The sequence below is a fragment of the Streptococcus mitis genome (genome assembly GCF_946188615.1).
Classification (GTDB): Bacteria; Bacillota; Bacilli; order Lactobacillales; family Streptococcaceae; genus Streptococcus; species Streptococcus mitis_BZ.
Map to the genome: position 1 here is coordinate 280,748 of NZ_CAMHVK010000001.1, position 13,908 is coordinate 294,655.

Sequence of the window (13,908 nt, forward strand, 5' to 3'; positions counted from 1 at the left end):
TTAAAATGAAACAACTAACCATTGAAGATGCCAAACAAATTGAATTAGAAATTTTGGATTATATTGATACTCTCTGTAAAAAGCACAATATCAACTATATTATTAACTACGGTACTCTGATTGGGGCGGTTCGACATCAAGGCTTTATCCCTTGGGACGACGATATTGATTTGTCCATGCCTAGAGAAGATTACCAACGATTTATAAACATTTTTCAAAAGGAAGAAAGTAAATACAAACTTTTATCCTTAGAAACAGATAAAAACTACTTTAACAACTTTATCAAAATAACTGACAGTACAACTAAAATTATTGATACTCGGAATACAAAAACCTATGAGTCAGGTGTTTTTATCGACATTTTCCCCATGGATCGCTTTGATGACCCTAAGGTCATTGATATTTGTTATAAGCTGGAAAGCTTCAAACTTCTGTCTTTCAGTAAACATAAAAATATTGTCTATAAGGATAGCCTTTTAAAAGATTGGATACGAACAGCCTTTTGGTTGCTCCTTCGACCTGTTTCTCCTCGTTATTTTGCACATAAAATCGAGAAAGAAATTCAAAAATATAGTCGTGAGAATGGACAGTATATGGCTTTTATCCCTTCTAAATTTAAGGAAAAAGAAGTATTCCCAAGTGGTACCTTTGATAAAACAATTGATTTACCCTTTGAAAATTTAAACCTTCCAGCACCTGAAAAATTTGATACTATTTTGACGCAATTTTATGGAGATTATATGACCCTACCACCAGAAGAAAAACGCTTCTACAGTCATGAATTTCACGCTTACAAATTGGAGGATTAGGATGCAGTATTTAGAAAAAGAAGAAATTAAAGAAATTCAACTAGCCCTGCTAGACTATATTGATGAGACTTGTAAGAAACATGATATTCCTTATTTTCTCAGTTATGGAACCATGCTTGGAGCTATCCGCCACAAAGGTATGATTCCCTGGGACGATGATATCGATATTTCCCTTTATCGTGAAGATTATGAGCGCTTATTGAAAATTATTAAGGAAGAAGACCATCCACGTTATAAGGTTCTATCCTACGACACTTCTTCTTGGTACTTCCATAATTTCGCATCGATTTTGGATACTTCTACTGTTATCGAAGACCATGTTAAGTACAAGCGTCATGACACCAGTCTCTTTATCGATGTCTTCCCAATTGATCGCTTTACAGATTTGAGCATTGTCGACAAGAGTTATAAGTATGTAGCCCTTCGTCAACTAGCTTATATCAAAAAATCACGCGCAGTTCACGGTGACAGCAAGTTAAAAGATTTTCTAAGATTATGTAGCTGGTACGCCCTCCGATTTGTCAATCCCCGTTACTTTTACAAGAAAATTGATCAGCTAGTCAAAAATGCTGCAACTAACACTCCTCAATATGAGGGAGGAATTGGTATTGGTAAAGAAGGAATGAAAGAAGTCTTCCCAGTTGATACCTTTAAAGAACTCATCTTAACTGAGTTTGAAGGCCGTATGTTGCCCGTCCCTAAAAAATATGATCAATTTTTAACCCAGATGTACGGGGATTATATGACACCACCATCAAAGGAAATGCAAGAATGGTATAGTCATAGCATTAAAGCTTATCGCAAAAGCTGATTAAGCAGTAGTTTACAAGAAAAAATATAACAAAAAAGAGAAGATCGTTATACCTTCTCTTTTTTCTATTTAAATCGCTTCTGTGACAAAACTACGGCTTTCCAATACTTTGAGCATGGCGTTAGCTGTATCTAGGGCTGTGAAGAGGGGCACTCCGTGTTCAATAGCTGAACGGCGAATTTGCTCTCCATCTTCGTCAGCAGTTCGTTTGGTTCCGACAGTATTGATAATTGCTTGGATTTTCCCTTTGCGAACAAAGCTTGGGATATCCTGATCATCATCACCAATCTTACCAACAGGTTGGGCTTGCAATCCATGACTGGCAAAGAAGGCTGCTGTCCCTTCTGTCGCGAGGATTCCATAGCCAATATTTTGGAAACGACAAGCCAAGTCCAAGGCTTCTTCTTTGGCATCATCAGCGATGGTAAATACAACGTTACCAAAAGTTGGCAAATGCAGGTAAGAAGCTTCAAAGGCTTTATAGAGAGCTTTTTCCAAAGTCGTATCAGAACCCATAACTTCACCTGTTGACTTCATTTCAGGACCGAGCAAACTGTCTACCTTAGCTAGTTTTGTGAAGGAGAAGACAGGTGCCTTGATATGAACGCGGGTGCTTTCAGGGTAAAGTCCATCTTCGTAACCAAGTTCTTCAAGTTTTTGACCAAGAATGAGCTTAGTAGCTACCTGAGCCATAGGAATATTAGTTACTTTTGAAAGGAAAGGTACCGTACGGCTGGCACGTGGATTGACCTCAATAACGTAGACTTTTTCATCCTTGATGACAAACTGAATGTTCATCATTCCAAGACAGTTAAGACCGATTGCTAGGCGTTTAGTATAGTCTGCGATTGTTTCTTGCACCTTTTGCGACAAGGTTTGTGGAGGGTATACGGCCATTGAGTCACCTGAGTGAACTCCTGCACGTTCGATATGCTCCATGATACCAGGGATAAGGACATTTTCTCCGTCTGAAATGGCATCAACTTCGCACTCTTGCCCAACGATATAAGAGTCGACAAGAACTGGGTGGTCTGGACTAGCCTTAACAGCAGTTCGCATGTAAGAACGAAGGTCTTCTTCGTTTTCAACGATTTCCATGGCACGTCCACCAAGTACATAAGATGGGCGGACAAGAACTGGGAAGCCAATCTTGCGAGCTGCAAGAACTGCTTCTTCTTCATTGGTAGCCGTTTGTCCTGGTGGCTGTGGAATATCCAAATCTTTGAGGGCTTGCTCGAAGAGGTCACGGTCTTCCGCACGGTCTAGGTCAGCTACTTGCGTACCAAGAATAGTCACACCTGCTTTAGCCAATGGCTCAGCTAGGTTGATAGCTGTTTGACCACCGAACTGAACAATAACACCTTTTGGTTGCTCCAAGTCAATGACGTTCATAACATCTTCAAATGTCAATGGCTCAAAGTAAAGCTTATCTGATACAGAGAAGTCTGTAGAAACGGTCTCTGGGTTTGAATTCATGATGATGGCTTCATAGCCAGCCGCCTGAATAGCCTTAACTGAATGAACAGTTGCGTAGTCAAACTCGACCCCTTGACCGATACGGATTGGACCAGAACCTAGAACTAGAACGGATTCCTTATCAGACTTGATAGACTCGTTTTCCCAACCATAGGTTGAATAGAAGTATGGTGTTTCAGAGTCAAATTCTGCCGCACAAGTATCTACCATCTTATAAACTGGAACAATCTTGTTTTCCAAACGAAGCTGGCGAACTTGGTCAGCTGTCGTTTCCCATAGTTCAGCAATCTTACGGTCTGAAAATCCATTCAATTTAGCAGTTTTCAAAACTTCAAGATCTTGTGGATGAGCACCCAACTCCTGCTCAATTTCAAAGATATGTAGGAGTTTATCGAGATAAAAGATATCGATTTTTGTAAGCTCTGCAATTTCTTCGGGTGTGTAGCCACGGCGAATGGCTTCTGATACGTAGAAGAGACGGTCATCTTGGGCTTTGACAACTTTTTCAATCAAGGCATCATCTGAAACCGATGCAAGCTCAGGCATTTCATTGTGGTGCACTCCAATTTCAAGGGAGCGGCAAGCCTTAAGAAGAGATTCCTCGATGTTACGACCAATCGCCATGACTTCTCCAGTCGCCTTCATTTGAGTACCAAGACGGCGCTCACCCTTTTCAAACTTGTCAAATGGGAAACGGGGAATCTTGGCAACAACGTAGTCAAGGGCTGGTTCAAACATGGCATAGGTTGAACCTGTAACTGGGTTGATCACCTCATCCAAGGTCAAACCTACTGCAATCTTAGCAGCCAACTTAGCAATCGGATATCCTGTCGCCTTAGAAGCAAGGGCTGACGAACGCGATACACGAGGGTTTACTTCGATGACATAGTACTTGAAGCTGTGTGGATCAAGGGCCAGCTGAACGTTACATCCGCCTTCAATCTTAAGGGCACGAATAATGCTCAAGCTTGCGTCACGAAGCATTTGGTTTTCATAGTCTGACATAGTCTGAGCTGGGGCAAATACAATGGAATCTCCTGTGTGAATCCCGACTGGGTCAAAGTTTTCCATGTTACAAACAACCAAAGCATTGTCAGCTGAGTCACGCATCACTTCGTATTCGATTTCCTTGAAACCTGCGATTGAACGTTCAATCAAACATTGGGTAACAGGTGATAATTTCAACCCATTTTCAGCGATTTCACGCAATTCTTCCTCGTTGGCACACATACCACCACCAGTACCACCAAGGGTAAAGGCTGGACGGACGATGACTGGGTATCCAATTGTCGCTGCAAATGCAACTGCTTCTTCTACTGTGTTAACAATTTCAGATTCTGGAATGGGTTGGTTGAGCTCTTCCATCAATTGTTTAAAGAGGTCACGGTCCTCCGCTTGGTCAATGGCAGATAATTTGGTACCCAGAAGTTCAACACCAAGCTCATCCAGGATACCATTTTTAGACAATTCCATGGCCATGTTGAGCCCTGTCTGACCACCAAGGGTTGGAAGCAAAGCATCTGGACGTTCCTTACGAAGAATACGTGTCACAAACTCAAGTGTAATCGGTTCGATGTAAACCTTATCAGCTATTTCCTTGTCCGTCATGATAGTTGCAGGATTTGAATTAACCAAGACAACCTCATAACCTTCCTCTTTCAAAGACAAGCAAGCCTGGGTCCCAGCGTAGTCAAACTCAGCAGCCTGACCAATAATAATCGGACCAGAACCAATCACCATAATTTTTTGAATATCAGTACGTTTAGGCATAGTTTATGATACAAAGCCCGTAAAGAACACAGTGAAAATAGGAAACTCGGTGCAGACGCCTTCAGCGTCAAGACGATGTTTATCTTTTTCACACAGTTCTTAGGGCGTGTTCACTTCCGCGAACAATGTATCTTCTCCTTTCTATTCGTCGCCTCTCAGGGCGACATTAAATAAATTCTCCGACGAGCTTTTACTCGTTCTTAGTTTGATTGTTTAAAAGCTTCCATCATCTCGATAAACTCGTCGAATAGGTAGCTTGCGTCGTGTGGACCAGGGGCTGCGTCTGGGTGGTATTGAACAGAGAAAGCAGGTTGGTATCTGTGACGCACACCTTCAACTGACTTGTCATTGATTTCTTCGTGGGTGATAATCAAGTGTTCTGGCAAATCCTCACGGCTAACTGCATAACCATGGTTTTGACTTGTAAAATCCACACGTCCTGTAGCAATTTCGCGTACCGCATGGTTGAATCCACGGTGTCCAAATTTCATCTTGTAGGTCTTAGCACCATTTGCCATTGCAAAGAGTTGATGCCCCATACAAATACCAAAGATTGGAATTTTCCCTTGCACACCACGAATCATATCCAGTGCCTGTGGAACATCTTCTGGGTTACCTGGACCGTTTGACAACATAACTCCGTCAGGATTGAGATGGAGAATTTCTTCAGCCGTTGTCGAATAGGGAACAACTGTCACGTTACAGTTGCGTTTAGAAAGTTCACGTAGAATTGAGTGCTTAAGACCAAAGTCCACTAGAACCACGCTCAAACCAACTCCTGGAGCTGGATAGGATGTTTTAGTAGAAACCTGCTTGATATTATCTGTCGGCAAAACTGTTGCTTGGAGCTGGTCCGTCACATGGTCCATACTATCTCCAACATGAGTCAAGGTTGCACGCATCGTACCATGCTTACGGATAATCTTGGTAAGTGCACGCGTATCAATTCCAGAAATACCCGGAATTTTCTTGGCTTTCAAAAATTCATCCAAGGTCATTTGGTTGCGCCAGTTGCTTGCTCTTCGTGCTTCTTCAAAAACAACGACTCCTTTACAAGTTGGAATGATGGATTCGTAATCATCACGATTAATTCCATAATTTCCCACCAAAGGATAAGTAAAGGTCAAGATTTGTCCATTATAAGACTGGTCTGTAATGGATTCTTGGTAGCCGGTCATACCTGTATTAAAGACGATTTCGCCTGTTACATCAATATCTGCTCCGAAGGCCTTGCCTTCAAAAACTGTGCCATCTTCTAATACTAGAAGTCTTTTTGTCATATTTTCACCTCTCGTGGACGCTCACTGGCGTCTTTTAACGTCTTGTGTTTTAGTTGGCGTTTCTACTCGCCAGTACGGATTCTAAGATTGCCATTCGAACAAAGACACCATTGGTCATTTGTTGGACAATCCGTGATTTTGGTGCTTCAACCAAGTGGTCTGCGATTTCTACATCACGGTTGACTGGGGCTGGGTGCATAAGGATTGCTGTTTCTTTCAAACGGTCATAACGTTCTTGAGTCAAGCCATGTTGGGCATGGTAGTCTTCTTTTGAAAAGACAGCTCCACTATCATGGCGTTCATGTTGCACACGGAGAAACATCATGACATCCACCTGATCAATGATTTCATCAATGGTTACAAACTGTCCATAATCTGCAAACTCTTGACTTCTCCATTCCTCAGGTCCAGCAAAATAAAGTTCAGCTCCCAAGCGTTTCAAAATCTGCATATTGGATTTAGCAACGCGTGAGTGGTCCAAGTCACCTGCAATCGCAACCTTGAGACCCTCAAAGTGACCAAATTCCTCATAAATAGTCATCAAATCAAGCAAGCTCTGGCTAGGGTGTTGACCCGAACCATCTCCACCATTGATGATGGAAGTCGTAATCGTCGGACTTGCAATTAACTCTCTGTAGTAGTCAACCTCAGGGTGGCGAATCACACAGACATCCACTCCTAAAGCAGACAGAGTCAAAATGGTATCATAAAGTGTCTCACCCTTATTGACTGAACTAGTCTTCACATCAAAGTCAAGTCGCTCCAATCCCAGTTTAATCTCTGCCACTTCAAAGGACTTATGCGTTCGTGTAGAATCCTCAAAGAAAAGATTGGAAACAATCGGATGGTCCTCATAGGGAAGCTGAGCTCCATTTTTAAACTCAATTCCTCGCTTGATCAATTTCATCACTTGATCGACAGTGAGGTCTTCCATGGACACCACATGGTTTAATGCTTGTTGATTTACTGACATGGCTACTCCTTTAGCTTTCTAAGCTTCTTCAGTAATCAGAACTCTATCTTGGCCATCAAGTTCTGCCATCTCTACGATGATTTCTTCAGAACGACTAGTTGGTATGTTTTTTCCAACGTAATCTGGACGGATTGGCAATTCTCTATGTCCACGATCGACTAGAACTGCTAAACTCACGCGCGCAGGACGACCATGACCTACAATATTATCAATAGCAGCACGGATGGTACGACCTGTATAGAGCACATCATCCACCAAGATAACTTCGCGGTCTGTCACATCGACAGAAACCAAAGAAGTATCTTCTCCACTTTTAACATCATCACGGAAAGGTTTAGTATCCAATTCCACAACAGGAACTGAAAGATTTTCTAGCTGTTCCAAACGTTCTTGGATTCGGTGGGCGATAAAGACACCACGAGTTTTAATACCAGCCAAGACGATTTTATTCAAATCTTTGTTGCGTTCGATAATCTCATAAGTAATACGCGTAATCGCTCGTTTGACGGTCAATTCGTCTACAACTTCTTTTGCCTTCATGACAAACCTCCAAAAAGAAAAGTCTCCTTAAGCAAGGAGACTTGAAATGTATAGCCAAGCGAGCCCTACTGCAAACAGTATAGACTTCACCCTACTACTTAATCGTTCTCCTTGCCTGCCTCACGGGACAGGTTTAAAGGAATATTTAGTTATCAAATACTATAGCACAAAGCATGCTTAAAATCAAGCAAAAACTTTTGGTACACCATCTTATAAATTGCTAAAATCATATAATTGTGGGTACTGGTCACACTCTGGATTTTTAGGATGGCAGATAGCCCGTCCGAAATAAATCATGGCCTGATGAGCTGCTAACCACTGCTCAGGCGGCAAGATATCCATGACACGCTTTTCCACCTCAAGTGGTGTCGCTGATTTTTTGACGATATCGTGGTGTTTGCAAATACGCTCCACATGAGTATCCACTGCAAAAGCTGGAATCCCAAAGCCCACGCTCATGACAACATTGGCTGTCTTGCGACCAACACCTGCCAAACTCTCCAATTCCTCACGTGTCTGAGGGACTTGACCATCAAAATCGTCTAGTAACTGTTGGGCACATTTTTTAAGGAATTTAGCTTTATTCCGATACAATCCCAGACGAGAAATATGTGAGGCAATCTCACTCTCTGTTGCAACAGACATGGCTTGTGGCGTTGGAAAGGCAGCAAAGAGACCTGGTGTGACCTTATTTACCGCTGCGTCCGTTGTCTGAGCTGACAACATGACCGCAACCAAGAGTTCAAAATGATTGGTGAAATCAAGACTAGGCTTGGCATCTGGAAAAAGAGCAATGATTTCTGCTAGCACCTTTCGTGCACGTTTTTTTGACAAGACCATTATTCGTCTCCGTCAAATAGTCCTTGTAAGCCAGCAAAGGGACTGTTTTCTTCTTTCTTAACTGCTTGTTGAGCTTGGTATTCTTCTTCTGTCATGATTTGCCAGTCATTTCCTGAAATAAATCCTTGACCAGCCTCTTCTTCAGCCGTCAAAACCTTGATGGGAATGTTTAGTAGGATATTGTCTGACACACTCTCAGCAAGGTCAAGTTCTCCATTTTCGATAGGCAAGACCAAATCATCGTCTAAAACTTCCTGATCTAGTTGGTTAGTTGCGCCTTCCATGAAAACTTCTGTGACTGGATAAGATTCAGCTAACTCAACTGGCTCCATACTGCGACTTGAAGCAAGAACAATGGTGTAAGATAACTGATAATCTAAGAAATACATACGATCTTCGTATTGTACTTTCCCAACTGCAAGAATATCTTTCACATCTAAAATTTCTTGATTGCGTGCACGCAAGTCTGCAGCTAGGTCTAAAGTTTGTTCAAAATGCAAGCCTTCAGACTGCTTACGAATTTCTTGAATATTTAATTTCATACTTCCTCCATAAAGATTTACTCTCTTGATTATACCATGAAAAGCCTACAAATCAGCCCACCAAACTTTTTAATTAACATTCGATTTTTTAACATGTTTACTATGACATTTTTTAGTGCCATACTATAGGCAATAATACATCAGAGCAAGGAGGATGCTCACATGAAAGACAAAGAACTCATTACTAATGCAACCCAACTCCTATCCGAGTTAAATAAAAGTTTCCAAAGCTGCAAACAGGGTAGGGCAGATGATATTCGACTGCAAGAGCTGCTAAACACTACTCTGCAAGAGCTCAAAAAAGCGGAAAAGTTGGACAACAGTATTTTAATCGACCTTGAGAAATTTTACCAACGTACCAGTCTTCTGATTGGTCTTGGTAGCCTAAAACTAAATGATCAAGCACGCAGCGCTTGGCGCAACTATGACAAGTTCCATTACGAGCATATCAAACACGTACTAACTCTTTATGGACCTGTTTTTGGATTCTAGAGATTAGAATTATCAGTTTTCTGTTGACAAAATATCCTGAAAGGTATAGGATAGAGGTACTAATACTCGGAGGTAAGGGAGACATGAACAACTAAGTCTATCAAATAAAGAACTTTATTTAGTAGATCTTGTTTTTGTCTCTTTTTGCATGCTCTTTTTGTACTAGATTTTCTAGTACTTTATCTTCTATGAAAATCAAAAAACTAGAAAGCTATGCTCCTCTTGGGTTGGGTTAGGCAACTCCAAGCTAGTTTGACGAGTTTTTCAACGAGGATAATAGAGTTTTGACAGTGACTTTGGGCTCTACTAGATAAAGTAGAGCTTTTTGTTATGCACTATCGACATTCTAGAAAGGGCAACAATATGATAAAAATCAATCATCTGACCATCACACAAAACAAAGATTTACGAGACCTTGTATCTGACTTAAGCATGACTATCCAAGACGGGGAAAAGGTTGCTATTATTGGTGAAGAAGGAAATGGAAAGTCAACTTTGCTGCGAGCTTTAATGGGAGAAGCATTGCCTGATTTCACTATCAGGGGTGACATTCAATCTGATTATCAATCACTAGCTTACATTCCTCAAAAACTCCCCGAGAAGCTGAAAAAGAAAACTCTACACGACTACTTCTTTTTAGATTCTCTTGATTTAGACTACAGTGTCCTCTATCGTTTAGCTGAGGAATTGCATTTTGATAGCGATCGCTTTGCTAGTGACCAAGAGATCGGGAGCCTCTCGGGTGGCGAAGCTTTGAAAATTCAGCTCATCCATGAGTTAGCCAAACCCTTTGAGATTCTATTTTTAGATGAACCTTCAAATGACCTAGACCTTGAGACAGTTGATTGGCTAAAAAGTCAGATTCGAAAGATTAGGCAAACTGTTATTTTCATTTCCCATGATGAAGACTTTCTTTCTGAAACGGCTGATACTATTGTCCACTTGCGACTGGTCAAGCACCGTAAAGAAGCAGAAACACTAGTAGAGCATTTAGACTATGATAGCTATAGCGACCAGAGAAAGGCTAATTTTATCAAACAAAGTCAGCAGGCTGCTAACGACCAAAGAGCCTATAACAAAACCATGGAAAAGCATCGGCGCGTCAAGCAAAATGTAGAAACTGCCCTTCGAGCTACTAAAGATAGTACTGCCGGTCGCCTATTGGCTAAAAAGATGAAAAATGTTCTCTCTCAAGAAAAACGCTTTGAAAAGACAGCTCAGTCCATGATCCAAAAGCCACTTGAAGAGGAAGAAATCAAACTTTTCTTCTCAGACATCCAACCATTACCTGCTTCTAAAGTTTTAATCCAACTGGAAAAAGAAAATTTGTCCATTGGCGACCGAGTTTTGGTTCAAGAACTACGACTAACTGTCCGTGGCCAAGAAAAAATCGGTATTATCGGCCCAAATGGTATTGGAAAATCGACTCTGTTAGCCAAGTTTCAACAACTGCTTAGCGCCAAAAGAGAAATTTCGCTTGGTTTTATGCCACAAGATTACCACAAAAAACTGCAATTGGATTTATCACCACTAGCCTATCTCCGCAAAACTGGGGAAAAAGAGGAACTACAGAAAATCCAATCTCACTTAGCCAGTCTCAATTTCAGTTATCCAGAAATGCAGCATCAAATTCGCTCCTTATCTGGCGGACAACAGGGTAAACTCCTGCTTTTGGATTTAGTCTTGCGCAAACCAAACTTTCTCCTGCTAGATGAACCCACACGAAACTTTTCTCCCACTTCTCAACCCCAAATTAGAAAACTCTTTGCAACCTATCCAGGCGGTATCATCACTGTTTCGCATGACCGTCGTTTCTTAAAAGAGGTCTGTTCGACTATCTATCGCTTGACAGAACACGGTTTGGATGTAGTTAATTAGACAATTTATAAATTTGCAACATAGCAGATAGGTGGGGCAAAAACACAATTTTAGGAGAAAAGGAAGTAAATCTTCCCATAATAAAACGCATAATATCAAGTTTTTTGCACACCTGATATTATGCGTTTTTAAGATTTTAAAGACTTTTTCCCAGCCTTCATTTCACATATGTTTTAAACGTTCAATCCGTTCTGAGATAGGTGGGTGGGTATAAAAGAGTTTTTGGAACCCTCCCCCTTTCTTTGGATCATTGATATAAAGTGCACTGCTGGCATCATCGACAGGACGACTCATCGGTTTACTGTTGTCTAACTTGCGTAGAGCATTAATCATCCCTTGAGGATTGCGCGTCAACTCGACACTGGAAGCATCCGCTAGGAATTCCCTCTGACGAGAAATAGCTAGTTGCACCAAGGTTGCAGCGAGAGGTGCCAGCACAATAGCTAGTAGAGAAACCACGAGCATAATGATTTCAAGACCATTTCCATCTCTATCATCGTCACTTCGTCTGCGACCTGCTCCACCCCACCACATCATACGACCTGCCATACTAGAAAGCATGGTGATAGCACTAGCAAGGGCGACAGCAATAGTCGAAATACGGATATCGTAATTACGAATATGACTGACTTCATGTCCCATAACAGCTTCTAGTTCTTCACGATTCATGATAGCTAGGAGACCTGACGTCGCAGCAACCGCCGCATTTTGAGGGTTAGAACCTGTCGCAAAGGCATTTAAGGCTGGATCATCAATGATGAAAACACGTGGCATAGGAATCTGAGCCACCATAGCCATATCTTCTACTACATGGTAGAGGTCTGGTGCCGTTTGTTCATCCACCTCACGCGCTCCATTCATGGACATGACAATCTCTGTTGATTGAAAAATCATAGACATGGCATAGATAAATCCGATAATCAGTGCAATAACCAAACCGCCAAGCCCAGATCGCATAAAGAGGTAACCAACTGCATAGCCAACCAGAGCTAAGAGTAGGAAAAATACCAGCAACAAAATCCAGGTTCTTCGTTTATTGCTTGCAATTTGATCAAACAACATCTTAGTCACCTAAACCGCTAAAATCAACTTTAGGAACTGCCTTTTCCTCTTCTGGTGTTTGAAGGAAATCTGCTGCTTTAAATCCAAACATTCCAGCGATAATATTGCTTGGGAAAGTTTCTAATTTTACATTGTAGTTGCTGACAACACTGTTGTAGAGTTGACGAGAGTAAGAAATTTTATTTTCTGTGTTTGTCAACTCCTCTTGCAATTTAACAAAGTTTGCACTAGCTTTCAAATCTGGATAGCTTTCTGCAACTGCAAAAATACCTGAAACCTGACGAGTAAGGGCATCACTAGCTTTCATAGCTTCTGCTGGTGAAGTCGCTGCCGCCACTTGGTTACGTAGTTCTGCCACCTTTTCAAGGGTAGAACCTTCATATTTGGCATAACCTTTTACAGTCTCAATCAAGTTTGGCAAGAGATCATTTCGACGTTTCAACTGAACATCAATTTGGCTCCAAGCCTCCTTTGTTTGCATACGATTTTTAACCAAACCGTTATAGCTAACAATCACAAAAATAACAATAAGAGCTAAAACTCCAAGAATAATCCAAGTCATTATATAAGTCCTTTCTACTTTTAGATTAGTACCAGTATATCAAATTTTTAATGATTGTGGTAAAATAAGATGATACTAAAGAAGGAAATAACTATGAAACCAGAAACATTTTACAACTTGCTTTCCGAGCAATATCTTCCACTTTCGGACCAGCAAAAAAAACAATTTGAACGCTATTTTGAGCTCTTGGTCGAGTGGAATGAAAAGATTAATTTGACGGCTATTACAGATAAAGAAGAAGTTTATCTCAAACATTTTTATGATTCAATTGCACCCATTCTGCAAGACTTGATTCCCAATGAAACTATCAAACTGCTTGATATCGGGGCCGGGGCAGGATTTCCTAGTCTACCAATGAAAATCCTCTATCCTCAGTTAGATGTGACCATCATTGATTCCCTCAACAAGCGCATCAACTTCCTCCAACTTTTGGCTCAAGAACTGGATTTAGACGATGTTCATTTCTACCATGGACGTGCCGAAGATTTTGCCCAAGACAAAAAGTTCCGTGCTCAATATGATTTTGTAACAGCTCGTGCGGTTGCCCGCATGCAGATTTTATCTGAATTGACAATTCCTTACCTTAAAGTTGGCGGAAAACTACTGGCACTCAAGGCCAGCAATGCACCCGAGGAATTGTTAGAAGCCAAGAATGCCCTCAACCTCCTTTTTAGCAAAGTCGAAGACAACCTCAGCTACGCCCTACCAAATGGAGATCCACGTTACATCACAGTAGTGGAAAAGAAAAAAGAAACACCAAACAAATATCCACGTAAGGCTGGTATGCCAAATAAACGCCCGCTTTAATCTTTTTAGTAAAAAAATATTTACAAAGTTTGTAATTTTTGCTATACTATCACAAGCAAAGGTTTT

At 41.2% G+C, this 13,908-nt stretch carries 13 protein-coding genes; 5 read left to right on the plus strand and 8 right to left on the minus strand.

The features are described 5' to 3' along the window. The first annotated feature begins 5 nt into the window (after window positions 1–5). Window positions 6–809 (plus strand): LicD family protein, encoded by an 804-nt coding sequence (locus OCF95_RS01250; protein ID WP_261104669.1) that lies wholly within the window; start codon window positions 6–8, stop codon window positions 807–809. A gap of 1 nt (window position 810) precedes the next feature. After that, window positions 811–1,620: a LicD family protein gene (locus OCF95_RS01255; RefSeq protein ID WP_020902789.1), complete on the plus strand. Its 810-nt coding sequence runs from the start codon at window positions 811–813 to the stop codon at window positions 1,618–1,620. A 69-nt stretch (window positions 1,621–1,689) separates the two neighbouring features. Here OCF95_RS01255 and carB read toward each other — a convergent pair whose 3' ends face one another. The 6 genes from carB to OCF95_RS01285 form a co-directional block, all read right to left on the minus strand. Beyond that, a complete protein-coding gene (gene carB / locus OCF95_RS01260) occupies window positions 1,690–4,866 on the minus strand; it encodes a carbamoyl-phosphate synthase large subunit (protein ID WP_261104672.1) in 3,177 nt (1,058 codons plus the stop codon). Window positions 4,867–5,066: 200 nt separating this feature from the next. After that, window positions 5,067–6,146, minus strand: coding sequence for a carbamoyl phosphate synthase small subunit (locus OCF95_RS01265; RefSeq protein ID WP_000166853.1), 1,080 nt, complete (start codon window positions 6,144–6,146; stop codon window positions 5,067–5,069). Between the two features lie 49 nt (window positions 6,147–6,195). After that, window positions 6,196–7,119, minus strand: coding sequence for an aspartate carbamoyltransferase catalytic subunit (locus OCF95_RS01270; RefSeq protein ID WP_000115770.1), 924 nt, complete (start codon window positions 7,117–7,119; stop codon window positions 6,196–6,198). Window positions 7,120–7,137: 18 nt separating this feature from the next. Further along, on the minus strand, window positions 7,138–7,659 hold the full coding sequence (pyrR, locus tag OCF95_RS01275; protein ID WP_000644747.1) for a bifunctional pyr operon transcriptional regulator/uracil phosphoribosyltransferase PyrR: 522 nt from the start codon (window positions 7,657–7,659) through the stop codon (window positions 7,138–7,140). Window positions 7,660–7,869: 210 nt separating this feature from the next. Next, a complete protein-coding gene (gene nth / locus OCF95_RS01280; RefSeq protein ID WP_223330731.1) occupies window positions 7,870–8,499 on the minus strand; it encodes an endonuclease III in 630 nt (209 codons plus the stop codon). After that, complete coding sequence (locus OCF95_RS01285; protein ID WP_261104678.1) at window positions 8,499–9,041, minus strand: YceD family protein; 543 nt, start codon at window positions 9,039–9,041, stop codon at window positions 8,499–8,501. Before OCF95_RS01285 ends, nth begins: the two co-directional genes overlap by 1 nt. Before the next feature lie 162 nt (window positions 9,042–9,203). On the opposite strand from OCF95_RS01285, the gene OCF95_RS01290 reads away from it, so the two are divergent. Beyond that, window positions 9,204–9,533 carry a helicase BlpT gene (locus tag OCF95_RS01290; RefSeq protein WP_261104680.1) on the plus strand — a complete coding sequence of 110 codons (330 nt, stop codon included), beginning with the start codon at window positions 9,204–9,206 and terminating at the stop codon, window positions 9,531–9,533. Between the two features lie 330 nt (window positions 9,534–9,863). Beyond that, on the plus strand, window positions 9,864–11,411 hold the full coding sequence (locus tag OCF95_RS01295; protein WP_261104683.1) for an ATP-binding cassette domain-containing protein: 1,548 nt from the start codon (window positions 9,864–9,866) through the stop codon (window positions 11,409–11,411). 162 nt (window positions 11,412–11,573) lie between these two features. Here the strand turns inward: OCF95_RS01295 and htpX are convergent, their stop codons facing one another. Together htpX and OCF95_RS01305 are read right to left on the minus strand one after the other, a co-directional pair. Beyond that, window positions 11,574–12,473, minus strand: a complete 900-nt coding sequence (gene htpX / locus OCF95_RS01300) for a zinc metalloprotease HtpX (RefSeq protein WP_020902782.1) — start codon at window positions 12,471–12,473, stop codon at window positions 11,574–11,576. A gap of 1 nt (window position 12,474) precedes the next feature. Continuing rightward, window positions 12,475–13,035, minus strand: coding sequence for a LemA family protein (locus OCF95_RS01305; RefSeq protein WP_000219833.1), 561 nt, complete (start codon window positions 13,033–13,035; stop codon window positions 12,475–12,477). Window positions 13,036–13,128: 93 nt separating this feature from the next. On the opposite strand from OCF95_RS01305, the gene rsmG reads away from it, so the two are divergent. Further along, complete coding sequence (gene rsmG, locus OCF95_RS01310) at window positions 13,129–13,842, plus strand: 16S rRNA (guanine(527)-N(7))-methyltransferase RsmG (protein WP_261104691.1); 714 nt, start codon at window positions 13,129–13,131, stop codon at window positions 13,840–13,842. Window positions 13,843–13,908 lie beyond the last annotated feature (66 nt).